Origin of the sequence: uncultured Prevotella sp. (assembly GCF_946407605.1) — a bacterium.
Classification (GTDB): Bacteria; Bacteroidota; Bacteroidia; order Bacteroidales; family Bacteroidaceae; genus Prevotella.
Map to the genome: position 1 here is coordinate 18,957 of NZ_CAMJOS010000015.1, position 24,996 is coordinate 43,952.

Consider the following 24,996-nt stretch of genomic DNA (forward strand, 5'->3'; position numbering starts at 1 on the left):
GCCCATGATGAGAAGATCCATTATCACGATAGCCGTTATTCTGGTAGCCGTTCTGGCAGGCAACGCCCAGAATGTGAAGAAGGCTCGCAAGGGCATCATCGTTGTGAAGACCGACTCGACAGTCAGGGCGATGGAGCCATATGGCGGATGCTCTGACGACGGGGCGGCCTATGCCAGAGCCGTCAACGAGTTCAAGCGTCGCTATAGTCAGGCTAATGTCTATTGCATGATTATCCCCAATGCGGTGGCCATCTACTGTCCCGACTCTGTATCATCGTGGACTGCCGACGAGCAAACCTATATCAATAGGTTCTATAGCAAGCTCGATGACGACATTAAGGGCATTCAGTTGATTGACACACTCAATAACCACCGCGACGAATATATCTATCTGCGTACCGACCACCATTGGGCGCCGCTGGGAGCCTATTATGCTGCCCGCACCTTTGCCCAGTCTGCCGAAGTGCCTTTCAAGTCGTTGGAGGACTATACGCCACAGGTCATTCGCCATTTCGTGGGCACTATGCTCAAATTCTCTGGCGAGAAGTCGCTTAGCAACTATCCTGAGGACTTTGTCTATTACATTCCCAACGACGTGAACTACGAGGCTACGCAGATTAAGTACTACAACAGGACCTACCGCAAACGTCGCCGTAGATTTACAGTATTAACCGCCAAACCCAAGGAGAACGTCTCGTTCTTCCGCAGCTATGACGACGGTAGTGCTGCAGCCTATAGCACGTTTATGGGTGGCGACCTGAACACCACTATGGTGACTACTGATACCAACAACGGGCGCCGACTGCTCATCCTGAAGGATAGCTACGGCAACGCCCTTCCCCCTTTCCTGTTCGCATCGTTCGAGGAGATTCACGTGGTGGACTGCCGCTATTTCCTCGGCAATATCATCACCTACGCCAAGGACCATCAGATTACCGATGTGCTCTTTGCCAACAACCTGATACATGCGTCCACTCCTGCCATCAGTCAGAACTATATGCGATATATGACCCAATCCAGATAATACTCAGGACATGAAACTCAGCAAGATATACTTGATTATCATAGTGACGGTGGTTGCCGCTTTTGCCATCGTCTTCAACACATTCCCCCGCCCCACTTTCTCTGAGCTGGAGAAGCGCGAGCTAACCACCTTCCCCAAGTTCTCGTGGGAGAGTCTGGCCGACGGCTCCTTCACTCGCAACGTGTCGTCGTGGTTCAGCGACAGCGAGCCCTTCCGCGATGTGTTTATGCTGCTCAGCATGCATATCAACGACATGGAGAAGATATCGACTGGCGAGGAGGACATCACCTTCCACGCCTCAGCTCCTATGCCTACTGAAGAGACGACACCTATGGAGGACTTCGACGAAGAGGTCATTGAGGAAAACGACACCACAGACACCTATACCCCCGCCGACGAGAATGCGAAGATAGCCAACAACGGCATTCTGATTATTGGTCAGGGCGAAAACGTCAGGGCACTCATGGCCTATGGCGGCACAGGCTCAGGCTGTACGGGCTATGCCGAGGCTGCCAATAAATACAAGGAGACATTCCCCAATGTTAACGTCTATTGTATGGTCATCCCCACATCAGTCGAGTTCTACTGTCCTGAGAAGGCCCGCAAGCGCAGCAATCCTCAACGTCCTACCATCGACAACGTCATCAACCACCTGGAGGGCGGTGTCAAGTCTGTCGATATCTACTACACCCTTCGCGATCACGCTGCCGAGGATATTTATCTGCGCACAGACCACCATTGGGCACCGCTTGGAGCCTTCTATGCCGCCAAGAAGTTTGCCGAGGTGGCTGGTGTGCCTTTCCGCGATTTAGACGGATACGAACGTCGAGTGGTTCATGGCTATGTGGGCAGCATGTATGGATATTCGCAGGACATCTCTGTGAAGAATGCTCCAGAGGACTTCGTCTATTACGTGCCTACTGGTGTGGAATACACTACTACCTATATCAACTACACCATCGACGAGAATTATCACGTTATCGGCGAGGGCAAGCCCTACAAGAGCGTGTTCTTCTTTAAATATAAGGATGGCAGCGGTGGCGCCTACTGCACCTTCATGGGCGGAGACACCAAGCTCACGCATGTGGTCACCTCTAGCAAGAACGGCAGACGCCTCATCATCTTGAAAGACAGCTTCGGCAATGCCATTCCTGGCTATCTCTTCTATTCATTTGAGGAGATTCACGTCATCGACTCGCGCTATTTCACCAAGAATATGGTAGATTACGTCAACGAGAACCAGATTACCGATATTCTCTTTGCCAACAACATCTTCAAGGCCTACTCATCGTACACCTACCGCAACTACGTTCGCTTCCTCACCCAGAAGGCTGGCGTCCACGTGCCAGCTGAGAAGAAAGACTCCACCAACAACGTGTCGACAAGTCCTGAAAAAGCCCAAAACGACTCTGTTTCAGCCACTCCGACGGTAGTGAAAGAGGAAACAAAGGAAGCAACTGACAGCATCGACTAATAGTCGGCTGTGTACGCGTACATAAAGGAATAATCCCTATAGGGGTAAGTCCTATCTCCATGAGTGTTGGAGCCTATCCGAATGAATCAAAGATGCCATTTGCTAAAGAAAAAACCATTTTCCCTTTGGTTTTTGCTCACTTATTCGTACCTTTGTACCCATGAAATTGATAGAAAAATATTTCCCTGAGCTCACCCAAGAGCAAAAGGAGCAGTTTGCGGCACTCGATGCCCTGTATCACGAATGGAACGAGAAAATCAATGTCATCTCACGAAAGGACATTGACAACCTGTACGAGCACCACGTGCTGCACTCGCTTGCCATCGGCAAGTTTATCCACTTCAGGCCAGGCACCCACATCCTGGACTTTGGTACAGGAGGCGGTTTTCCTGGTGTGCCCCTGTCCATTCTGTTTCCGGAATGTGACTTCAAGCTGATTGACGGCACAGGCAAGAAGATTTGTGTGGCGCAGGAAGTGTGCAAGGCCATAGGACTGAAAAACTGCCACCCAGAGCATCTTCGCGGCGAGGACGAGAAGGGCAAATACGAGTTTGTGGTAAGTAGGGCCGTGATGCCCCTACCCGACCTGATGAAGATTGTCAAGAAGAACATTTCGAAGGAACAGCAGAACGCTCATCCCAATGGTGTCATCTGTCTGAAAGGCGGCGACCTGCAGGCCGAAACGCAGCCCTACAGACGCATCGTCGAGACCGTCCAGCTTAGTAATTACTTCGAAGAAGAATGGTTCAAGGAAAAGTATTGCATTTATATCCCAACATAATGGTTATCAAGACATTCGAAGTTAATCCGCTGCAAGAGAATTGCTACGTGGTGAGCGATGATACAAAGGACTGCGTCATCATAGACTGCGGCGCCTATTACGATGCCGAACGACAGGCTATCACGAACTATATTCGCGGCAACAAACTGACCCCCAAACACCTGCTTTGCACCCACGGACACTTTGACCACAACTTTGGCAACGACACCATTTTCGACGAGTTTGGACTGAAGCCCGAGATACATGCCGACGACGAGGCATTGATCGCCGATGTGGCACATCAATGCGAAATGATGGGCATGGGACTGGCCTATTACCGTCAGTCGCCACCCATAGGTCATCGTCTGGAGGATGGTGAGACCATCACTTTCGGCACGCACAGCCTCAAGGTCATCCACACCCCAGGCCATTCGAAAGGCGGCGTCGTCTTCTATTGCGAAGCCGAGAAGACGCTGTTTACTGGCGACACTCTGTTTCGCATGAGTGTAGGCCGCACCGACCTCCCTGGCGGCTCGTGGGGCGAGCTAATGGACTCGCTCGAGGAGAAGATTGCTACACTCCCCAAAGATACAGTGGCTTATCCCGGACACGGTCCGAAGACGCTGCTTAGCGACGAGTTTTCCATGAATCCATACTTCAGATAAAACACAAAAGTGCATGCAAAAGGCAATAAAATGATGATTTTTATCTAAAGATAAGTTGTAATTCATAGATTTTTTGTAATTTTGCAGGCAAATAGCAATAACATCTCATTTTAGGAAGAAAGAATTTTGATAGAGAAGCATATTGTTTTGGAGGATATTGACCCCGTAATGTTCTACGGGGTTGGCAATGCACATCTACAGATGCTGCGTGCACTCTACCCCAAGTTGCGCATCGTGGCCCGTGACAACGTCATGCGGATTATGGGCGACGAAGAGCAGATGGCAGCCTTTGAGGAGAGCTCGGAAAAGATGCGCCAGCACGTGCTGAAATTCAATGCCCTCACAGAAGAAGATATCATCGACATAGTCAAAGGCAAGCGCACTCGCGAGGAAGTGCCCGACGATGTGGTGGTCTACGCTATCAGCGGACGCCCCATCAAGGCCCGCAGCGAGAATCAGCAGCGACTGATCAACGCCTACCACGACAACGATATGGTGTTTGCCGTAGGTCCGGCAGGAACGGGTAAGACCTATCTGTCGATAGCCCTCGCCGTCAAGGCCTTGAAGGAAAAGACCGCCAAAAAGATTATCCTGAGTCGTCCCGCCGTAGAAGCTGGCGAGAAGCTTGGTTTCCTGCCTGGCGATATGAAGGACAAGATAGACCCCTATCTGCAGCCCCTTTACGACGCGCTGGAAGACATGATTCCGCAGGTAAAACTGCAGGACATGATGGAGAAGCACGTCATTCAGATAGCGCCGCTGGCCTTTATGCGAGGCAGAACGCTGAGCGATGCCGTCGTCATTCTAGATGAAGCACAGAACACCACTCCCGCCCAGATTCGCATGTTTCTGACCCGCATGGGTTGGAACACAAAGATGATCATTACAGGCGACATGACCCAGATTGACCTCCCCCACTCGCAGAAGAGCGGACTCATCGAGGCGCTGCATATATTAAATAATGTGGAAGGTATCGGCGTGGTGAACCTCAACGGAAAGGACATAGTGCGCCACAAGTTGGTGACGCGTATCGTCAACGCTTACGAGAATTTTGATAAAGAACGAAATAACAATGAAAGCATTAACAAAGACGGACTTTAAGTTCGAAGGACAGAAGAGCGTGTACCACGGAAAGGTACGCGATGTGTACAACATCAACGACGACCTGATGGTGATGGTTGCCACCGACCGCATCTCGGCATTCGACGTAGTGCTGCCGAAAGGCATTCCCTTCAAGGGTCAGGTGCTCAACCAGATTGCAGCACAGTTCCTGGATGCCACTACCGACATCTGTCCCAACTGGAAGCTGGCTACTCCCGACCCAATGGTAACTGTGGGTCTGAAGTGCGAGGGATTCCGCGTGGAGATGATTATCCGCAGCATCCTGACGGGCTCAGCCTGGCGTGAGTATAAGAACGGCTGCCGCGAGCTGTGTGGTGTGAAGCTGCCCGACGGTATGAAGGAGAACGAGCGTTTCCCCGAGCCCATCATCACTCCTACGACGAAAGCCGACGAGGGTCACGACATGAATATCTCGAAGGAAGAAATCATCGCACAGGGCATCGTCTCTGCTGAAGACTACGCCATCATGGAGGACTACACCCGCAAGATCTTTGCCCGTGGACAGGAGATTGCCGCCAAGCGCGGATTGATTCTCGTCGACACCAAGTACGAGTTCGGCAAGCGCGACGGTAAGGTCTATCTCATCGACGAGATCCACACCCCCGACTCCAGCCGTTACTTCTATGCCGAGGGCTATGAGGAGAAGCTGGCTAAGGGCGAGCCCCAGAAGCAGTTGTCGAAGGAGTTCGTGCGCCAGTGGCTCATCGAGCACAACTTCATGAACGAGCCCGGACAGGTGATGCCTGAGATTACTGACGAGTATGCCGAGAGCGTATCAGAGCGCTACATCGAGCTCTACGAGCACATCACTGGCAGCAAGTTTGACAAGGCCACCGAGACTGGCGACATCGCCGCCCGCATTGAAAAGAATGTGAGCGAGTGGCTGAAAAACCGTTAATAATATTTTGACCCATCACCCCCATTAGTCCCATGACATACAAGCAGGAAGAGATTAATCCCTATCACGAAGGCGAGAAGGCGCAGCAGGTGGAGCAGATGTTCGACAACATCGCTCCCACCTACGACACGCTGAACCATCGCCTGTCGTGGGACATAGACCGCAGATGGCGCAGGAAAGCCATTCAGCAGCTGGCACCCTATAAGCCGCAGACGATGCTCGACATCGCTACGGGTACTGGCGACTTTGCCATTATGGCGGCACAGATGCTGAAGCCCCAGCAGCTTGTTGGGGCCGACATCAGCGAAGGGATGATGGATATTGGACGGAAGAAGGTTAAAGCGCAAGGACTCGACAAAATCATCTCCTTTGCAAAGGAAAACTGTCTGGCCCTAAGCTATGATGACGCTTCATTCGATGCTGTGACAGCCGCCTTCGGCATCCGCAACTTTGCCGACCTGGACAAAGGGCTCAGCGAGATGTGCCGCGTGCTGAAGCCTGGCGGCCACCTGAGCATCGTCGAGCTGACCACACCAGTCAGCTTCCCCATGAAACAGCTCTTCCACATCTACTCTCACACGGTGCTGCCCGTCTACGGACGACTCATCTCTAAGGACACCAGCGCCTACTCTTATCTGACCAAGACCATTGAGGCCTTTCCGCAAGGTGAACGCATGCAGGACATTCTGCGGCGGGCTGGCTTCAAGGATGCCTCTTTCAAACGGCTCACCTTTGGTATATGCACCATGTATTTCGCCACTAAATAATCAACTGTTATGGACAAGTACGGACTTATTGGTTATCCCTTAGGGCATTCGTTCTCCATCACCTACCACAATCAGCGGTTTGCCGATGAAGGTATTAATGCCAAGTACTTTAATTACGAGATTCCGAGCATCGACAACCTGACCGAAGTGCTCGACTCAAACCCCGAGCTGAAGGGGCTCAACGTCACCATTCCCTACAAGCAGAAGGTGATGGAGTATCTGGACTACATCAGTCCTGAGGCCCGCGCTATTGGTGCCGTCAACGTGATTCGCGTGATTCACGAAGGCAAGAACACCATTTTGAAGGGCTACAACTCCGATGTGATTGGCTTCACACAAAGCATAGAGCCCATGTTGGAGGAATATCACAAAAAAGCGCTGATACTCGGAACGGGCGGAGCTTCAAAGGCCATCAACTACGGCTTGAAGTCGCTCGGACTGGAAACGATATTCGTCAGTCGCTATCGCAGACCAGGCACCATCTGCTACGAAGACATCACACCAGAGGTCGTCAAGGAGTATAACGTCATTGTGAACTGCACGCCGCTGGGCATGTATCCCAAGACAGAAGAGTGTCCTTTCCTGCCCTATGAGGCAATGGATGAAAAGAATATCCTGTATGACCTGATATACAATCCCGACGAGACTCTGTTCATGAAGAAAGGAGCAGAACACGGCGCCAACGTGAAGAACGGTCTGGAGATGCTGTTGTTACAGGCCTTCGCTTCGTGGGAGTTCTGGAACGGCAAAGAGAAATAATCATCAACAAGCAATATGGAACTACCGTTTACCAATTTCAAACTCACAGGATTCAGCGGATGTCTGCTGTCGATACCTGCTTTGCTGTTTGTAGGCATTGCAGGCGTTATTGGTCAGCAGTTCTACGATGAGATATCGCCCTATATCATTATTGTCGCCACGCTGGCGGTTCTCGGCGTTATCATCTCTTACGGCAAAAGCGCCAACAAGACCCATGCTGACGATATAAAAAACTATAAGGACTTGCAGGAAGAGCTGAAGCATATCACGGTGAAATACAATGCCAACATTTCCGAACTGGAAACCAGCTATAAGAACGAGATCAAAGGACTGTCAAATATTTCAAAACTCACTCAGAAGTCCACTATCCGCTCTAACTATAGCTCGAAATACACGGCTACCCGCAAAGCCTACGAAAAGGAGCGCGACCAGTACCAGATGGTTTGGAAGGCCACACATGGCGGCATCAAACTGAAGAACATCTGGCAGATGCTCTTCTTCATTGGTTTCGTACTCATTCTCGGAGCATGCAGCTTCTCTATGGGCGTCACAATGGAACCCGAAGAGCCTGCTACTGAGATTACTGCCCTGATGCAGTCTCGCACTTGGAGTGCCGACAACATTCCCATGCCCCACATGACTGACGGCTCGCTGTATGTGTCTAATCCCGACAGCATCCTCTCGCAGAACGTTGTCGACAGCATCAACGTCGTGCTGCGTCAGATGGATGAGCAGTTCGACATCGAGTCGGCCATGATTATCGTTGGACATATTGAGAACGACGACCCCATCGCTATGGTGCGTGGCGTCTATCAGAAATATGGTGTAGGCAAGAACAATCGCGGTCTGGTAATCGTAGTGGGTTATCTGGATCACAGCTACTTCATTGCTCCAGGACGAGCTCTCGAGGGTGACCTCACTGACTTGGAGAGCGACCAGCTGGCACGTACCTATCTTATTCCCAGCATGAAAGCCGAGCTGCCCGACAGCGGTATGCTCTATTTGGCTCGCGGCACCTATGCCCTGTTTGCAGAGAAGGATATGCCTGTCATGTCATCACTAACAAATACCTATAATGGTCAGGAAGATGAAGAGGATACAGAGAGTATGATTATCATGCTGATCTTCACAGTACTGCTGGGGGGATGGGCATATTATGCCAACAGCATGTCGCGCAAACTGGGCTTCAACTCAACAAGCCAGACACGTCTGCGTGCTAACCCCTTCATCGACTACACTACGGCGGCAATAGCAGCCGGCAGCGTCCTCGGCAGTTCACGTTCATCGTCACATTCGTCTGGCGGCTGGGGCGGTGGCAGTTCTCACATCGGAGGCGGCTACGGTGGCGGCAGCTGGGGTGGCGGCGGTGCCGGAGGACGATGGTAACATTAGACATTAAAGAATAAAGAATAAAACAACAAACCTCAAAAAAATTACAATCATGAGCAACAATGCAAGCAAGAGTGGTTTCTCAAAGAACACCCTCATTATCGGAGCAGTATTGGCAGTCATCGTTATCTGGGCTATCAGCGCCTACAACGAAATGGTGAAGGTAGAAGAACAGGCTACCACAGAGTGGGCCAAGGTGCAGTCGGCCTATCAGCGTCGCGCTGACCTCATCCCCAACTTGGTGAATGTGGTGAAGGGCTATGCCTCTCACGAGAAAGAGACGTTGGAGGGTGTAGTCAATGCACGTGCCAAGGCAACAAGCATCACCGTTGATGCCGACGACCTAACTCCCGAGAAGCTGGAGCAGTTCCAGCAGGCTCAGAGTGAACTCTCTCAGGCACTTGGTAAGCTGCTGGCTGTACAGGAGAACTATCCCGACCTGAAGGCTAACGAGAACTTTATGGACCTGCAGAAGCAGCTAGAAGGAACGGAGAACCGCATCAACGAAGCCCGTAACAGCTTCAATACCGCCGTTCAGGAGTATAACCTGAAAATCCGTAAGTTCCCCAACACCCTCCTCGCTGGTATCTTTGGTTTCGACAAGATGGCAAAATTCGAGGCTGATGCCGCAGCTCAAAAAGCTCCTGAAGTACAGTTCTAATAATATATGAGTGACAATCGTTATATGATGCGTGGCGTTTCGGCCGCAAAAGAAGACGTCCACGCAGCTATCAAGAACATAGACAAGGGTATCTTCCCACAGGCATTCTGTAAGATTATCCCCGACATCCTTGGCGGCGATCCTGAGTATTGCAACATCATGCATGCTGACGGCGCCGGCACCAAGTCGAGTCTCGCCTACATGTATTGGAAAGAGACTGGCGACCTGAGTGTGTGGAAGGGTATTGCCCAGGATGCCATCGTGATGAATACCGACGACCTGCTGTGCGTGGGTGCTGTGGACAACATCCTCGTGAGCAGCACCATCGGCCGTAATAAGATGCTAGTACCAGGCGAAGTAATCTCTGCCATTATCAACGGTACCGACGAGCTGCTGGCCGAACTGCGTGAGATGGGTATCGGCATCTACCCGACTGGTGGTGAGACAGCCGACGTGGGCGACCTCGTTCGCACCATCATCGTCGACTCAACGGTTACGTGCCGCATGAAGCGTAGCGACGTCATCAACAATGCCAATATCCGTCCGGGCGACGTGATTGTTGGTCTCTCGTCAACAGGTCAGGCCACCTACGAGAAGCGTTACAACGGCGGTATGGGTTCTAACGGACTCACCTCAGCCCGCCACGATGTCTTCGCCAAGTATCTGGCAGAGAAATATCCTGAGAGTTTCGACCATGCTGTGCCCAACGATTTGGTATATAGCGGCAAATATAAACTGACCGACGCTGTCGAGGGGTCTCCCGTCGATGCTGGCCAGTTGGTTTTATCACCAACTCGCACCTACGCCCCCGTCATTAAGAAGTTGCTCGACGAGCTGCGTCCCGAGATTCACGGTATGGTGCATTGCACGGGCGGCGCCCAGACCAAGGTATTGCATTTTGTAAACGACAACTGCCGCGTCGTCAAGGACAACATGTTCCCTGTTCCCCCACTCTTCCACGCCATCCACGATTGTTCTGGCACCGACTGGAAGGAGATGTATCAGGTGTTCAACATGGGCCACCGCATGGAAATCTATGTACGTCCAGAAGTGGCCGAGCAGGTTATCGCCATCAGCAAGTCGTTTAACATCGATGCCCAGGTGGTGGGCCACATCGAGGAAGGAAAGAAGAGCCTGACTATCGAAAGCGAGTTTGGTACATTTAACTATTAATTAAATAGGAAGTAGTGGGAAATGACAGACAAAGTACAGATTATAGCAGGTCCCTGCGTTATCGAGTCAGCAGAGCTGTTGGATACGGTTGCCGCCACGTTGGTTGACATCAACCAGCGTCTGGGAACTGATATCATATTCAAGGCCTCGTTCGACAAGGCCAATCGCACTTCTATTCACTCGTTCAGAGGTCCCGGCTTAGAAAAGGGACTTCAGATGCTGAGTGATGTGAAGAGTAAATACGGACTGCGGCTGTTGACCGATATCCACGAAGCCTGGCAGGCAGAGCCTACCGGACAAGTGGTTGACGTCATTCAGATTCCCGCCTTCCTCTGCAGGCAGACTGACCTGCTAGTGGCAGCCGCCAAGACGGGCAAGACTGTCAACATCAAGAAGGCACAGTTCCTAGCTGGGCGTGACATGCGCTATCCAGTAGAGAAAGCCCGAGAGGCTGGTGCCAAGGATATCTGGCTCACCGAGCGCGGCAACATGATGGGCTACGGCAATCTGGTGGTCGACTTCCGCAACATCAGCGATATGCTCGACATCGTGCCTACAGTGGTGATGGACTGCACCCATTCTGTACAGCGTCCCGATGCCCAGGGTGGTAAAACTGGCGGCGACCGCCGTTTTGTTCCTTCAATGGCATTGGCAGCAAAGGCCTTCGGCGCCACAGGTTATTTCTTTGAGGTGCACCCCACCCCAGACCAAGGACTGAGTGACGCCGCCAATATGCTGGAATTGGACAAATTAGAGAACCTTGTTAAGCAACTCATCGCATGACTACAAGAGAATACGGCATACAAGCCATCAAGGACGAGGCAGAGGCTCTGCTGGACTTGATTCCGAAAATGGACAAGAACTTTGACACAGCCGTCAACCTGATTCTTCAATGTAAGGGAAAGGTTGTTGTCACCGGCGTTGGCAAAAGCGGACATATCGGTGCCAAGATTGCCGCCACCTTCTCGTCGACAGGCACCCCATCGTTCTTCATCAACCCCCTTGACGTCTATCATGGCGACTTAGGCGTGATGACCCACGACGATGTGGTGATAGCCATCTCTAACTCCGGTCAAACCGACGAGTTGCTGCGCTTCATCCCGATGGTGCTCCACATGGAGATACCTATTATCGGCATGAGCGGCAATCCCCGATCGCTGCTGGCAAAATACTCCACTTGCCACCTGAATGTTGGTGTCAAGAAAGAAGCCTGTCCGCTGAACCTAGCTCCCACCAGTAGCACTACAGCTGCTTTGGCTATGGGTGATGCTTTGGCCATAGCACTTATGCAGGAACGCGACTTCCGTCCTCAGGACTTTGCCCATTTTCATCCTGGCGGTGAGTTGGGCAAGCGCCTGCTTACAACAGCCCAGGATGTGATGCGTTCTAACGACCTGCCCGTCTTCCCGCCCGAAACCCGTCTCGGCACAGCTATCATGCTGGTCAGCGAAGGCAAACTTGGTTTAGGTGTAGCCGAAGTGGACGGCAAGATCAACGGCCTCATCACCGATGGTGACATCCGTCGTGCTATAGAGCGCTGGCAGGCCGATTTCTTCAATCACACGGTCAGCGACATCATGACACGTACGCCGAAAACCGTCAAGCCAGAAACAAAGATTACAGAGATACAGAACATCATGCAGCAATACAAGATTCACTCTGTGTTGGTAGTCAGCAATGACAACAAGCTTTTGGGTGTTGTAGACCACTACTCATGCATGATCTGAGAAACGAGAACCGAATAATGAGAGTAATGAGGAATAAGACGATGAAGACGTTTAAGACGATACTGCTTGCGCTGATGTTGCTGCTGCCCCTGACGGCATCGGCCGAACACCTGTTCAAGATTCTTGATGCCCGCCGAGGACTCACATCTAGTCAGGTCAACTGCATCATGAAGGACTCAAGAGGATTCATGTGGTTCGGCACACCGGCAGGACTATACCGCTACGACGGCTATATCTTCAAGCATTTCCAAAGTGACTCACAAGATGGCTCTTCACTTCCCGACAGCTATATCGAAAGTATTCAGGAGGTGAATGGAGACCTTTGGATAAAGACGAATTCAGGTTACTGTATCTACCATCCGCAAACTGAGACCTTTGAGCGCGACATGCGACTGGTGTTCTCAAAAATTGGTATGAAGGATGTACCCGACATTATCTATATTGACAAGCACAAGAACCTGTGGGGATTCATTCCAGGCAGAGGCGCCATTTGTTATAACACGCAGCAGCAACTGCACTTCGAGTTTGGCTACAACAGCGATGCCAACGCCATTCCTCAGGGCAATATCTGTTCTATCGGCGAATGTAAGGATGGAACGTTGCTGGTCTATGAAGACGGCCGCATCATCTGCTGCGATGTCATTCCTCAGCAGCATATTGTATGGAGGAATCTGGACATCGCCCAGCAGAAACTCAGACACACCAAGACACTTCGCATCTTTGCCGACCAGATGGACAACCTTTGGCTTTATGGTCAGGGTACACTGTTCCTTTACAACAAGAAGGCACATCTTTGGGATACTCATATAGGCGACAAACTTGGACTGCAGGGCATCTCCGTTGACTATGCCGTCAACTCGATGGGAGGCGACCGCAGCGGCAACGTGTGGTTGGGAACCAGTCGTCACGGCCTGGTTAGCATGAATGTCAACACCCACGAGATGTCGTTTGTAGAACTGAAGAGCATGACTCCCTACAGTAGGGCCAGAAACAATATCGGCGTTCAGAGCATCTATGTTGACGACACCGACCTGCTGTGGGTGGGAACAGCTAAGTCGGGTATCGCCTATTCCGGACAGAACATCTACAAATTCGAATCTGACATTCTGGGAGACATCACGGCTCTGGCACAAGACAGCACAGGAACCATCTGGTACGGAACCAGCGACAACGGCATCATCGGTTTTGAAGGCAAACTGGCCAGCCTGAAAGTGTCGGCCATTGCCTGCACAAAAGACGGCAGCATTTGGGTTGGTTCAACGCAAAACGGTCTGACTCGCATCAAAGACGGACAGTCGAAGGTCTATTCCGCTGCTATGGACAGCACCCGCCGCGTGATGATTGACGATCATATCAATGCGCTGACATCCGACAAGATGGGCAACCTCTGGGTGGCCACCGAGGGCGGTCTGCAGGTCTATAACCCCCGCACAGACCAGTTCTCAAACTATACCAAGGAGAACGGCAAGATTCGTGTCAACAACATTACGTCGCTCCATTACACCAAGAACAACAAGATGCTTATCGGCACCTCCGAGGGCATCATCATCCTCAACATCTCGACCTCCGAGATGAAATACCTGACGGGTAATTCCACCAACCTCCGCAAGTTCTCCAACAACTACGTCACTCAGGTCTATGAAGACTCACGAGGCCTCATCTGGGTCGGAACTCGCGAGGGCGTCAACGTCTATAACCCCGAGAACGACATGCTAGACTACCTGAACGAGAAGAACGGACTCTGCAATAACAACATCTGCGGCATTGCCGAAGATAAGCGCACTAACATCTGGCTGACAACGAGTAATGGTGTCAGCCGCATCGTTACACAGCGAAACCACGAGGACGGCTCGTATAACTATGGTATCCACAACTACTCTCACAACGACGGATTGCAGAGTGATGAGTTCAACCCGGGCTCCATCCTGTTGAAACAAGACGGCGAGGTGCTGATGGGCGGACTTAATGGTACCAACTGGGTACGAAAGAGGTCGGCCGACGAGTCCGAAGGTCTACCACGAGTCATGCTCACCCAACTGTTTATCGGCGAAGAGGAGATTCTTGTGGGTCACTCATATAATGGTAACGTACCTCTGCCCCAGGCTCTCAACGAGAGTAACCATATCGGACTGAACAGCGATCAGAACACTTTCACCATCAAGTTTGCAGCAGGCAACTACAACCAGAGCGAGGGTTTGCAGTTCATGTATCAGATGGAGGGATTGGACAAGGAATGGCACGACGGCGACGCCATGAAGCATAGCGTCACCTTCACCGACCTGTCCTCAGGCTCCTACAAGCTGCATGTCAAGGCCCTCAGCGCCGAAGGTGCCGTGAGCAACCAGGAACGTATCATCGAGATAGTGGTTGGCAAGCCCTGGTTCCTGCAATGGTGGATGCTAGTTGTCTACGCCATCATCATTATTATCTGCGTCTATCTCTGGAAACGCGGTATGGACCAGGTTCGCGGTCTCTGGAAGAGAAAGAACGCCATCATCGGCGAGCTGACCCGTCAGAAGGAGGAAATCAAGGCTGCCAGCGACGAACTGCGCCAGCCTATGTCACGCATGACATCCATCATCATGAACCTGTCGGAGAAAGAAACCACACTCGAGGAGCGCGAACAGCTCAACGCCCTTCACTCGCAGATGCTGCAGGTCATCACTCGCGTCAGCGATATGCAGATGGCTCTTGAGAATCCAGAAGACAAGGCCCGCAAGAACGTTCATAAGTTCTACGAGCTGAACAGCAAGGGCGAAATGAACATGCCTGAAATATTGACCGACGAGCTCACCTCCGAGATTCGTCCCTATCAGGGTCAGTTGCCCACGCAGAAGTTCCGCGTGGTGTTCATCGACAGCAATCAGGAGTTCACCCAGTTCATCTACTCGCGCCTCAGATATGTCTACGAGTTCCATCCCTACGACAACATCCGCAAGGCAGCCACCGACATCGAGACCATGATACCCGACCTAGTTATCTGTAAGCAGGATATGCCCGACTTCACCGGTAGCGAGCTGTGCAATAACATCAAGATGCACCCCACCCTCAACAAGATTAAGTTCGTGCTGATGACCGACACCAAACTGTCGGCCAAGGAGATGATGAACCAGAATATCACGATGGCTGCCGACGACTATCTGGCCAAGCCATTTAACCTGCAGGAAGCATCGATACGATTCAACAAACTGCTCGGAATCGGTCCTGTAGAGATGGACACCAACCTCATCGAGGGTGCTGAGACACGACGCCTCGAGGAGCGCAACTCTAGCATGACCACAGCCACCGAGAGCATGGATCTTGCCACGATAGACCCCACCACCGCGGCTATCGAGGAAGACGAGATGCTCAAGGCCGTCTCGCTCCAGAACATCAAAGTGCAGGCATCCAGCCTCAATCCGCAACTTTCAACCATCGAGATGCAAGAGCAGTTCAGCATGTCCGACACCATCGACCAGCAGCTGCTCACCAGCATTGAGCAGTATGTTCAGCAGAACATGAACCGAGGTACTATCAACCTCGACGATATGGCATCGGCTATGGGTATGAGCATGAAGCCCTTCTTCCAGAAGGTGCGCGAGATTACTGGCAAAACCCCTGCCGAGGTGGTGCGCGATCTGCGCCTCAAGCACGCCTGCATCCTGCTGCAGCGCACCAATATCAACATGAGCGAGCTGGCCACCCACGTAGGCTTTGCCACCGGCGAGCACTTCATCAACATGTTCAAGGAACGCTTCGGCATCTCGCCATCGGAATACAGACTGAAATATCGCAAATGAACGCATCTCTTCATACAAAGGCGTGGTGCGCACTTGTCGCCCTCGCCCTTACTGTGCCTACCTCTTCTTTAGCCCATACAGTGCCCGCTGATTCTATCAGCGGGGCAACCTCCCAAATCGCAGCTCAGCCCGTCAGGTCCGATTCGCTCATTAGAAGCCAGTTAGAGGACTATGGAATTCGCTTCACCGCCAACAATAGCTGCGCCCTGCTCATGTCCGGACAGGAAAAGTTCGACGATATGTTCCAGGCCATCCGTCAGGCCCACCACAGCGTTCATCTAGAGTATTTCAATTTCCGCAACGACTCCATCGCTATGCTCCTCTTCGATATTCTCCGCGAGAAACGCCGCGAGGGTGTCGAGATAAGAGCTATGTTCGACGGTTTCGGCAACGACTCGAACAACCAACCCCTCAAGAAGCATCATCTCCAGAAACTACGTGCCGACAGCATCGACATCGTCGAGTTCGACCCCATCCGCTTCCCCTGGGTCAATCATATCTGGCCGCGCGATCATCGTAAGATTGTCGTCATCGACGGCAAGGTGGCCTATACAGGCGGCATGAATGTGGCCGACTATTACATCAAAGGCACAGAGCAGGTAGGCGCCTGGCGCGACATGCATTGCCGTCTCGAAGGTGGCGTTGTCGACGACCTGCAGCTCATTTTCGCCCGCATCTGGCAAAAGGCCACAGGCGAAGACCTCCTCTGTCAGCCCCAGTATTTCCGTTCGTATGATGCCGTAGATATGGAAGCCCTGAAGCCCGACACCACCGCTTCAGCGGGAAACAAGCTTGTTGGCATCATTAACCGCGAACCCCACACCACCAACGATGTGATGCGCTATTTCTACGTCAACGCCATCGATGATGCACAGGACTCTATCCATATCATCAACCCCTACTTCACCCTCATCCCATCGGTCAACAAAGCCATCAAGCGTGCCCTCAAACGAGGCATCAAGGTAGACATTATGCTCTCCGCCAAGAGCGACATCCCTTTGACTCCTGACTGCGCCTTCTACAACGCCCATAAGCTCATGAAGCGCGGTGCCAACGTGTGGCTCTATCAACCGGGCTTCCACCACTCTAAAATCATGATGGTCGATGGTCGTTTCTGCACCGTTGGCAGCACCAATCTCGATGCCCGCAGCATGCGTTTCGACTACGAGGAGAATGCCGTCATCATCGACAGCTGCACAACTCGCGAACTCGATGATATGTTTGAGCGCGACAAGCACGAGAGCGTCTATCTCACGCCTGAAACATGGAAGCAATTCCGCACACCCTGGCAACGTTTCCGTGGTTGGTTTGCCCATTTGCTCCGTCCCTTCCTGTAATAATCAACAAAAAGCATTCCGATAATCCGATTAACAAAACTGACAGTATTGCCTGTGCCCTCATCGGCACAGGATACTGTCTGATCAATAACAATAAACCAAGATACTAACCTATCAATATTTCTTAGGCTTCAGAAATATTGGTGCAAAGGTAGTCAATAAGAGGAAAGGATGTTTCTTACTACGTCTCATAGGGATATTGTCTGTTACCATGGGACAAAACAAGGTTGAAAAAGGGACAAATGCAAAAAAGCCTGTTTGCGGAGTACAGACAGGCTTTTTGGGGATATGTGTGGGCCTTTATTGATGCTGTTTTATATACTCTGTGGGCGACATGCCGAAATGTTTCTTAAACACGGTGGAGAAGGTGCTGATGTAGGAGAAACCAACAGAATAAGCCACCTGCGAGATATTCTGCTTCTGCTCGGTGAGCAAGCGTGCTGCCTGCTCCATGCGCACGTTCTGGATGAAGTCGCTGATGGGCAGTCCGGTGAGCTCCTTCATCTTGCGATGCAGATGCGAGCGGCTGATGCCCACCTCCTGACAGATGAGCTGCGAGTCAAGCTGGTCGTCGCTGAAATGGTCGTTGATGCACTTCATAATACGCTCCAGCAGCAGTTCGTCGCTACCTTTTATCTCAACATTATCAATATAGTCTTCAGGACGCTTGGCTTTAGAGTACTTGCCCTCAAGGAGTCGGTTACGGTCGATGATATTATCGATGGTGAGACGCAGCTCCGACAGGTTGAAGGGCTTGGTGAGATAAGCGTCAGCACCTTTCTCCAGACCTTCGAGACGGTTACCCACATCGGTCTTAGAGGTAAGCATGATGACGGGGATGTGACTGACATTGGGGTTGGTTTTGATAAGACGAAGCATTGTGAAACCGTCCATCTCAGGCATCATTACGTCGCTGACCACCAGAGAATAGGCGTTCACGGCATTAGCCTCGTCCTGCTTGGACAGCAGCTCTTTGAGGCCCTCACGACCATTACTGCAAATGGTGATGTGATAATAAGCCGACAACTCCTGGCCAATGTAGCGAGCCAGCTCCTCGTCGTCGTCAACAATAAGCACACGGTGGTTAGACTTAGGCTTAGAGGTATTGGCCAGACTGACGGTGCCGGGCTTCTCAGCCATATTATCAAACTCGTCGGCAGCCAGATGGGCCTTACCCTGAGGCAGGCGCACAGAGAACACGCTGCCCTGCGGACCGTCTGTACGGTTGTGGGCAGAGATGGTACCATGATGCATATCGACTATCATCTTACATAGGTTCAGGCCGATGCCCGTACCTTCGACATGCGATGATTTGGCACTCTTGCCTTGATAGAAACGATCGAAGAGGTGCTTCAGCGTGTCTTCACGCATGCCTGTACCATTATCAGTAACGGTGAGCTCTACATAGTCACGCAGCGGTCCGCGAGCCTTATCGTCATGACCTGTGGTGAGTGCCACATCGATATTGCCCTGGTCGAAACTGTACTTAAACGCGTTGGAAAGCAGGTTTGACACCACCTTATCGAACTGCACGCGGTCAATCCACGCCTTCACCGGCTCCTCTGGGGCGCTGAAGGTAAAGCTGATATTGCGCTGCTGAGCATTGAACTCGAAGAAGGTGCAGATGTCTTTCACAAACTTCGACATATCAGTCTCGCGGCATTGTAGGCGCATCTGCTGCTTGTCTATCTTACGGATATCGAGAATCTGGTTCACCAGGTTCATGATGCGGTGAGCGTTGCTGTCGATGACCTGCAGCGAAGGCTGAAGAACAGAAGTGTTATATGACTGAATATCTTCAGGAGTCTTTAATTTCTCAATATCATGATTCTTCAACTTCTCGATGGGCGACATGATGAGTGTCAGTGGAGAGCGGATGTCGTGAGTGGCATTGATAAGGAACTTCATCTTGTCCTCGTCGAGCTGCTGGCGCAGATTACGACGCCATACCCACCCTACCAAACCAACGAGGCCCAGCAGTATAGAGATATAAATAATGTACGCGAGTGAAGAGCGATACCAAGGGGCGGCGATAGTGATGAAGAACGTGCGCGAGGGCGAGGCGGTTCCCGACACGATGGCCCTAACTTCCAGATGATAGTCCCCGCTGGGCAGGTGGTTGAAACTGATGGTGTTCTGTCCCTCGCTGTTGCGCATCCACTCGCCATTACTGTCCATACGGTATTCAAACACGGTGTTGGCAGCATCGAGGAAGTTCATCAGCGAGAACTGCAGCGAGATGACGTTGTCGATATAAGGTAGCGTGAAGTGGTCGTTCTCGGCATAGGTGCTCACCTGCTGTCCGCCCCACGACATGTTGGTCAGTCGGATCTCGCCCAGTTCGTTGACCACATCCTGCACCTGATGAGGTTGGAAGACAGTAATGCCGTCGCTAGTGGGGAAATAGATGATGTTGTCCTCAGCATCGTAGAGGCCTGCCTGCGCCACATATTCCTTCACCGCCAGTCCCGAGCCGCTGATATAGCTAATCCATTTCTGGTCAGACTCGCGATAGTGCCAGATACCCATCGATGTAGAGCACCAGATGTCACCGTCCTGGTCTTGCACAATATAGGCTATGTTGATGCCTTTGAGCGATTCCGAGTGAGGCAGAATCTCCAGAGTGCCAGTACTTCTGCGCCAAATGTAGATGCCCTCGATGGTACCTATGAGCATATCTCCCTGTTTCGTCTCACACAAACACTCGCAGCGATTGCCTTCAAGCAGAGACTCCCACCCAAAGGGTTTAAAACTGCCTGTGACATCGTCGTAGCAGCATACACCGTTAGAGGTGGCCATCCACAAACGTCCATTACGGTCGGTAGTCATCGCCATCACCCAGTTGTTAAGTAGTCGGCCTGTGGTGGTATTAAGGCTGTCGGTCTGGGCAAACAAGCGTGTCTGTCCAGTCTTCTGGTCGTAGCGCATCATGCCCTTGCCAAAAACCGAGAAATAGAGGTGACCTTGTCCGTCGTCGGCCATCACATTAAACTTCTCTGACATGAATTCCACAATCTGGTGAGTATGGCCTGTCAGCGGGTCATATTCGTAAACACGACTACCAGTGCCCAGATAATAGTTGCCCTGACGGTCGCGCTCTATAAACTCCACATCCTTCGGCGAGGCAGGGTTGGCCACCAACTGGCCCTCGGCATTGAAGCCAAAGACGCCCTCGTTCTGAACAGTACACCAGACGATGCCGCCATCGCCTTTGCATACAGACGAGACATAGCTACCGATATCCTTTTTCTGAATTGAGAAGCTCCAAGTGGTAAACTGGGCCTTGCGGCTTGGCAGCAACAATAGTCCCTTATGATGACAACTTAACCAGATATTGCCCTGGCGGTCTTCCATAATGTTGCGGATATTGCTGGTAGACATGTTGATGCCTGGCACGTTGACCACATAACGCTGCACCTTTCGTGAGCCGCGTGGAATCCAAAGCAGACCATTGCCGCGAGTGCCTATATAGACATTGCCCTGATGGTCGCGCATAGCCGACCAGAACTGCATCTGCGATGAGGGCAGCTCCGATAGGTCGAAATAGTCTGACAAGAAGTTGCCATTGTCATAGACTATCAGGGCGTCGCGCGTCAGCATCAGAATCTTACCTTCTATATCGACATAAGCCGTAGGCGTTTCGCTCAGCATTGTAAACATCTCCGGACGCTTGTCGGGCTTTTTCACGCTGAAGCCAGAGAAGGCGCTATGCCACAGGCCGCCGTCGGAATCAAGGAGCAGGCGTCCGAAATAATTATCATCGTCGGTGGCCTTATAGCTGTCCTGAGGCGTCAACGTACGTTCCTCTACATTGATACTAAACAGGCCGTAGCCTGCTGTACCCACCAGTACCTTGCCGTCAGGCAGTTGACAGATGTCGCTCACACGAGGACGCCGATTCTCTGGAAAGGAGTATGTCAGGAACCGGTCGGTCATATAGTCATAACGCTGAAGGCCCGTATTGGTACCTACCCACAAGTTGCCCTTGCTGTCGCAAAACACCTTGCTGATGATGTTGAACATCAGCGACGTAGAGTCCTGAGGATTGTTTTTATAAACGGTGAAGGTGTAACCGTCGAAACGGTTCAAGCCATACTCTGTACCTATCCAGATATAGCCCGTTTTATCCTGACAGATACTTGTGACAATGGTACTCGACAGCTTGTCGCTGGTGAAATACAGACCACTCTGAGCCATCAGGGAGGTAGTCGTTATACAGAGTAGAAATGCAAAAGCAATTATTTTCTTCATAATACTTCAATTAATGTGCTATGGCATTGAGCATCAGCTGAATCTCCACATCGTTAATCTGGTGTTGAAGCAGCAGGTCGTGTTCAGTCACCATAAACTCCGTCTCCATGTTGAAATGTTCATCGTCCTTTGCCATCATGAACTGCTGGAAGGCAATGACGGCATTGGCAATATCGCCAGAAAACCACAGGCAGTAGCCGTAGTCGAGGAGATCGACAGGTACAGGATGTTCTACAGCCAATAGCTGCGTATAGAGTTTCTGAGCCTGTTCAAGCTTGTTCTGAAGGGTGAGCACCCAGGCCAACGCACGGTTCACCTGCGTATCGTCAGCATACAGATAATTCAGCTTATACAAATATTTCTCTGCCTCTTCGTATCGATTCAGGTTACTCAGGCAGATGGCCAAGTTCAACGTATAGTTTCGGCTGTCGGGTTGCATCTCCAACAGCTGTTGATAGACATCGGCAGCCGTCTGGTAACGACCCGCGCCGAATGACACACGGGCAAAAGCCGCCATCGCCTTATGGTCATCAGGCTTCATATCCATCGCCTTGCGATACATCTCCATGCATGTAGCAATAGGACTGTATGGCAGATGTTGCAGCATGCTGCCTGTCACCATATAATACTGATAATCCCAGCAACGTTCAGGAACATGGGCTATCACCTTCTCCACATCCTCGTAGTGATGACGTTTCATCAGAAACGAGGCTATCTGCATCAGACGGTCTTCCATCGGCGTACCGTCAAAGAGGCTGCTAGCAAGGAAGAGATACCGCTCGCGCTTGTCAAAAGGAACAAGAAACTCCCTTCGCATGGAGAACAGCCGATAGAAACGATACATGTCCTGCAGATAGAGGCGGCGAGCCAACGCTGGTGAATGACGGTCTTCGGCATTTTCACTCTCGGACAAGAACATAAACGACGCCTCACCGTCTTCTATCATCTTCAATATAGTCTCTGGCAAATGGTTCTGCACCTTCTCAAACGTCAGTGTAAACGAGTATTTGTCGCTGTCGCACAGATTCTCCATCTGGATAATCATACTAAGCATACGGCGGCTCTTAAACTTCTGCCATATTGGACTGATAAGCGGATGTCTGGGCATGAAAGGTGCAAACCAGTTAGAGACATCGTTGAAGAAAGGATAACGCTTCATCTGCGAGAATCCGCTGAAGTAGATATCCGTACCTTGCTTCTGCATGTCGTGCATGCGTTTCATGCCTTCTTCCACCTGTTCCATACTACGCTCAGCCTCCTCCGGATGAAGTATATCCTCCAACGTGTCTTCATCCATTTCCAACAGTCCATGTTGCTTCATCTGAAGACGGCCGGCATTGATGATTCCAGGCATTATCTCTTCATCTATCTTCTTACGGTCGCTTTCAGTATCAATGCAATAAAATATCTGCATCTGCAACTCAGTCAACTCGTTACAGCATGTTTCATCCTGACAAATCTGACGTATTATCTGACTCATCTCAGGATAGAGCCTACACTTGCTGTCGTCCATCACCAGCGCCCAACCTACAAGTGCGCGCTGTCGCAGTCTGACATCCGTGGTCTTTCGATAAACGTCTGTCAGCACCTTGAACTTATTGAAGTCGAAAGCATTCATAGCCGATAGCATGATGGCACTCACAATCATCAGTTGGTCGTTGATGTCGATTGTGGGTGACAGGAGGATATCCGAGAAAGCGTCATAAAGCAACTCGTTCCACAGGCGTGAGGTCAGGATATAATCAAAGAGGTCTTGAATCAGCTGCTGATGCTGCTTGTCCAGCTCATCCTGCTTGGCCTGGCGGGTATGCTCCGGCTCAAGACCCAGCATGGCCGAATCGGCAACATATGCTTCAAGCTGACTCTTCACCGACGATAGCGACCAGTCACGGCGTATCTGTCTAGGACGCTGATAAACGCCCATCATATAGGCGCTGGACCGCAGTTGCTCATGAATCAGCACATTGGTGGTAAGCATATAGATACGATGCAACAGCTGATTGTACACCTGAAGGCGCTGAGGATCGTCGAACCCCCGCTGCCAGTAGTCTGACATCAGCTGATAGTCGTTCTTGATAGCCACCAACTTCTCCATATCACTCTGCTTAGGGTTCGACAGCAGGAGATTCTCCAACGCATCGATACTGCTGCCTAGGCGACACTGGCAGATATCTAAGATGATTTGATTCAGTAGCTCGGTTCTCTGCATAGACTATCAGTATTGCATGTTCAGCCATTTCACAGCCCTGTCCACATCCTGCTGGAAAGGCTGATGCGCTGGAGTGAATTGAATATCCGAAGGCAGGGAGTCAACAACGGCAGGTGTCACTCTGCAGCGCTTCATAATGATGTCGCGATAACGCTTCAGCCCCAACTCGTTCAATGAGTCACAGGCCTCGTTATAGGCATTGAGGAACGCCTCGCGCTGACTTTTACGCAACGTAGCGTCGGCAATGGTGGTATCGTTCATCACAACCACACCCATCGACACATTGTTCCAACGGGTGTCGTAAAGCACTGGCGACTCCATATTACGTGCCACCGTAGCCTGAGGTTCTGGCAACAGCAAGAGGTCCATCACCTGGGTCTCCAGCATGCTGAGACGCACGAAGATGCTGTTCACCTGAATGCGAAACACATGTTCATTGACAACACCAGAGGTGTCAACCAACTCGTCTGCCAGCATCGCCGTTGCCGAATAACGGGTCATAGCCACCATTTTATCTTCCATCTGCGAGAGACGTTTCACACGTGAGGAGCGAGAAGAGAGCAGCTGCCAGTTCAAGTCGGTAGCCGTCAGATAATCAAGATTCATACCCTGCTCCTTCAGTCGTTCTGCACGCACCAAGTCGGTAGCCATCGCCCCTACCCAACCGCCCTTGAAGGCGGTGTCGCAGTCCATCTGTGCGTCATAAGTATAAAGGCTCACGCTAGCTCCATGACGTTCGAACATACCATGATCGGCTGCCACATAGATAGGCAGACAGTCCAACGTAGGCATCACCGCCATTTTCACCAGCGCCGTGTCGGCAGACCATTGCGCATAGAAATCATTGTTATTCGCTGCGCTGTCATCATCACCGCCACAGGCGTTCAGCAAACATGCCAACAGCGTTATCGAGAGTATATAGTAGATTTTCCTCATTTTTATGTTGTCTGTTAAAATAACCGTATTGAGATTGCAAAATTACGAAAAAGTTTTGTAACAAC

At 51.3% G+C, this 24,996-nt stretch carries 18 protein-coding genes; 15 read left to right on the plus strand and 3 right to left on the minus strand.

The annotated features are described in order from the left end of the window. Positions 1 to 4 precede the first annotated feature (4 nt). The 15 genes from Q0R57_RS07930 (at position 5) to Q0R57_RS08000 (ending at position 17,535) form a co-directional block, all read left to right on the plus strand. Positions 5 to 1,024, plus strand: a complete 1,020-nt coding sequence (locus Q0R57_RS07930; protein ID WP_294745710.1) for a DHHW family protein — start codon at positions 5 to 7, stop codon at positions 1,022 to 1,024. A 10-nt stretch (positions 1,025 to 1,034) separates the two neighbouring features. Further along, entirely contained in the window at positions 1,035 to 2,498 is a 1,464-nt protein-coding gene (locus Q0R57_RS07935) for a DHHW family protein (RefSeq protein ID WP_294745713.1), read from the plus strand. A gap of 160 nt (positions 2,499 to 2,658) precedes the next feature. Continuing rightward, positions 2,659 to 3,279 carry a 16S rRNA (guanine(527)-N(7))-methyltransferase RsmG gene (rsmG, locus tag Q0R57_RS07940; protein WP_294745717.1) on the plus strand — a complete coding sequence of 207 codons (621 nt, stop codon included), beginning with the start codon at positions 2,659 to 2,661 and terminating at the stop codon, positions 3,277 to 3,279. Then, positions 3,276 to 3,923 (plus strand): MBL fold metallo-hydrolase, encoded by a 648-nt coding sequence (locus Q0R57_RS07945; RefSeq protein ID WP_294745850.1) that lies wholly within the window; start codon positions 3,276 to 3,278, stop codon positions 3,921 to 3,923. The genes rsmG and Q0R57_RS07945 overlap by 4 nt, the downstream gene beginning before the upstream one ends. Positions 3,924 to 4,049: 126 nt before the next feature. Beyond that, a complete protein-coding gene (locus Q0R57_RS07950; protein ID WP_294745721.1) occupies positions 4,050 to 5,024 on the plus strand; it encodes a PhoH family protein in 975 nt (324 codons plus the stop codon). Then, a complete protein-coding gene (locus Q0R57_RS07955; protein ID WP_294745725.1) occupies positions 4,996 to 5,943 on the plus strand; it encodes a phosphoribosylaminoimidazolesuccinocarboxamide synthase in 948 nt (315 codons plus the stop codon). The genes Q0R57_RS07950 and Q0R57_RS07955 overlap by 29 nt, the downstream gene beginning before the upstream one ends. 32 nt (positions 5,944 to 5,975) lie before the next feature. Then, the gene (gene ubiE, locus Q0R57_RS07960; RefSeq protein ID WP_294745728.1) at positions 5,976 to 6,710 is read left to right on the plus strand and encodes a bifunctional demethylmenaquinone methyltransferase/2-methoxy-6-polyprenyl-1,4-benzoquinol methylase UbiE; all 735 of its coding nucleotides are present in this window, start codon (positions 5,976 to 5,978) and stop codon (positions 6,708 to 6,710) included. Between the two features lie 9 nt (positions 6,711 to 6,719). Continuing rightward, positions 6,720 to 7,469, plus strand: coding sequence for a shikimate dehydrogenase (locus Q0R57_RS07965; RefSeq protein WP_294745730.1), 750 nt, complete (start codon positions 6,720 to 6,722; stop codon positions 7,467 to 7,469). 15 nt (positions 7,470 to 7,484) lie between these two features. Next, the gene (locus tag Q0R57_RS07970) at positions 7,485 to 8,855 is read left to right on the plus strand and encodes a TPM domain-containing protein (RefSeq protein ID WP_294745733.1); all 1,371 of its coding nucleotides are present in this window, start codon (positions 7,485 to 7,487) and stop codon (positions 8,853 to 8,855) included. Between the two features lie 55 nt (positions 8,856 to 8,910). Beyond that, the gene (locus Q0R57_RS07975) at positions 8,911 to 9,519 is read left to right on the plus strand and encodes a LemA family protein (RefSeq protein ID WP_294745736.1); all 609 of its coding nucleotides are present in this window, start codon (positions 8,911 to 8,913) and stop codon (positions 9,517 to 9,519) included. 6 nt (positions 9,520 to 9,525) lie between these two features. Next, complete coding sequence (locus tag Q0R57_RS07980) at positions 9,526 to 10,692, plus strand: AIR synthase-related protein (RefSeq protein ID WP_294745739.1); 1,167 nt, start codon at positions 9,526 to 9,528, stop codon at positions 10,690 to 10,692. Between the two features lie 21 nt (positions 10,693 to 10,713). Next, positions 10,714 to 11,475, plus strand: coding sequence for a 3-deoxy-8-phosphooctulonate synthase (gene kdsA / locus Q0R57_RS07985; RefSeq protein WP_294745743.1), 762 nt, complete (start codon positions 10,714 to 10,716; stop codon positions 11,473 to 11,475). After that, positions 11,472 to 12,419, plus strand: a complete 948-nt coding sequence (locus tag Q0R57_RS07990; protein WP_294745746.1) for a KpsF/GutQ family sugar-phosphate isomerase — start codon at positions 11,472 to 11,474, stop codon at positions 12,417 to 12,419. Before kdsA ends, Q0R57_RS07990 begins: the two co-directional genes overlap by 4 nt. A gap of 26 nt (positions 12,420 to 12,445) precedes the next feature. Beyond that, on the plus strand, positions 12,446 to 16,198 hold the full coding sequence (locus tag Q0R57_RS07995; protein WP_294745749.1) for a two-component regulator propeller domain-containing protein: 3,753 nt from the start codon (positions 12,446 to 12,448) through the stop codon (positions 16,196 to 16,198). Continuing rightward, positions 16,186 to 17,535 (plus strand): phospholipase D-like domain-containing protein, encoded by a 1,350-nt coding sequence (locus Q0R57_RS08000; protein ID WP_294745853.1) that lies wholly within the window; start codon positions 16,186 to 16,188, stop codon positions 17,533 to 17,535. Before Q0R57_RS07995 ends, Q0R57_RS08000 begins: the two co-directional genes overlap by 13 nt. Before the next feature lie 300 nt (positions 17,536 to 17,835). Here the strand turns inward: Q0R57_RS08000 and Q0R57_RS08005 are convergent, their stop codons facing one another. Genes Q0R57_RS08005 through Q0R57_RS08015 form a run of 3 tightly spaced genes read right to left on the minus strand, consistent with a single transcriptional unit; the run spans position 17,836 to position 24,931 of the window. Further along, positions 17,836 to 21,786 (minus strand): hybrid sensor histidine kinase/response regulator transcription factor, encoded by a 3,951-nt coding sequence (locus Q0R57_RS08005; protein WP_294745752.1) that lies wholly within the window; start codon positions 21,784 to 21,786, stop codon positions 17,836 to 17,838. Positions 21,787 to 21,796: 10 nt separating this feature from the next. Beyond that, a complete protein-coding gene (locus Q0R57_RS08010; protein WP_294745755.1) occupies positions 21,797 to 23,995 on the minus strand; it encodes a tetratricopeptide repeat protein in 2,199 nt (732 codons plus the stop codon). Between the two features lie 6 nt (positions 23,996 to 24,001). Beyond that, complete coding sequence (locus Q0R57_RS08015) at positions 24,002 to 24,931, minus strand: ABC transporter substrate-binding protein (protein ID WP_294745757.1); 930 nt, start codon at positions 24,929 to 24,931, stop codon at positions 24,002 to 24,004. Between the last annotated feature and the right edge of the window lie 65 nt (positions 24,932 to 24,996).

What these genes read in the sequence shown, in the direction of transcription:
- Q0R57_RS08010 (WP_294745755.1), bottom strand. Translation starts at nt 23,995, where the DNA reads ATGCAGAGAACCGAGCTACTGAATCAAATCATCTTAGATATCTGCCAG.
- Q0R57_RS07975 (WP_294745736.1), top strand. Translation starts at nt 8,911, where the DNA reads ATGAGCAACAATGCAAGCAAGAGTGGTTTCTCAAAGAACACCCTCATT.
- kdsA (WP_294745743.1), top strand. Translation starts at nt 10,714, where the DNA reads ATGACAGACAAAGTACAGATTATAGCAGGTCCCTGCGTTATCGAGTCA.
- Q0R57_RS07990 (WP_294745746.1), top strand. Translation starts at nt 11,472, where the DNA reads ATGACTACAAGAGAATACGGCATACAAGCCATCAAGGACGAGGCAGAG.
- rsmG (WP_294745717.1), top strand. Translation starts at nt 2,659, where the DNA reads ATGAAATTGATAGAAAAATATTTCCCTGAGCTCACCCAAGAGCAAAAG.
- Q0R57_RS07995 (WP_294745749.1), top strand. Translation starts at nt 12,446, where the DNA reads ATGAGGAATAAGACGATGAAGACGTTTAAGACGATACTGCTTGCGCTG.
- Q0R57_RS07980 (WP_294745739.1), top strand. Translation starts at nt 9,526, where the DNA reads ATGAGTGACAATCGTTATATGATGCGTGGCGTTTCGGCCGCAAAAGAA.
- Q0R57_RS08005 (WP_294745752.1), bottom strand. Translation starts at nt 21,786, where the DNA reads ATGAAGAAAATAATTGCTTTTGCATTTCTACTCTGTATAACGACTACC.
- Q0R57_RS07930 (WP_294745710.1), top strand. Translation starts at nt 5, where the DNA reads ATGATGAGAAGATCCATTATCACGATAGCCGTTATTCTGGTAGCCGTT.
- Q0R57_RS07955 (WP_294745725.1), top strand. Translation starts at nt 4,996, where the DNA reads ATGAAAGCATTAACAAAGACGGACTTTAAGTTCGAAGGACAGAAGAGC.
- ubiE (WP_294745728.1), top strand. Translation starts at nt 5,976, where the DNA reads ATGACATACAAGCAGGAAGAGATTAATCCCTATCACGAAGGCGAGAAG.
- Q0R57_RS07965 (WP_294745730.1), top strand. Translation starts at nt 6,720, where the DNA reads ATGGACAAGTACGGACTTATTGGTTATCCCTTAGGGCATTCGTTCTCC.
- Q0R57_RS07970 (WP_294745733.1), top strand. Translation starts at nt 7,485, where the DNA reads ATGGAACTACCGTTTACCAATTTCAAACTCACAGGATTCAGCGGATGT.
- Q0R57_RS07935 (WP_294745713.1), top strand. Translation starts at nt 1,035, where the DNA reads ATGAAACTCAGCAAGATATACTTGATTATCATAGTGACGGTGGTTGCC.
- Q0R57_RS08015 (WP_294745757.1), bottom strand. Translation starts at nt 24,931, where the DNA reads ATGAGGAAAATCTACTATATACTCTCGATAACGCTGTTGGCATGTTTG.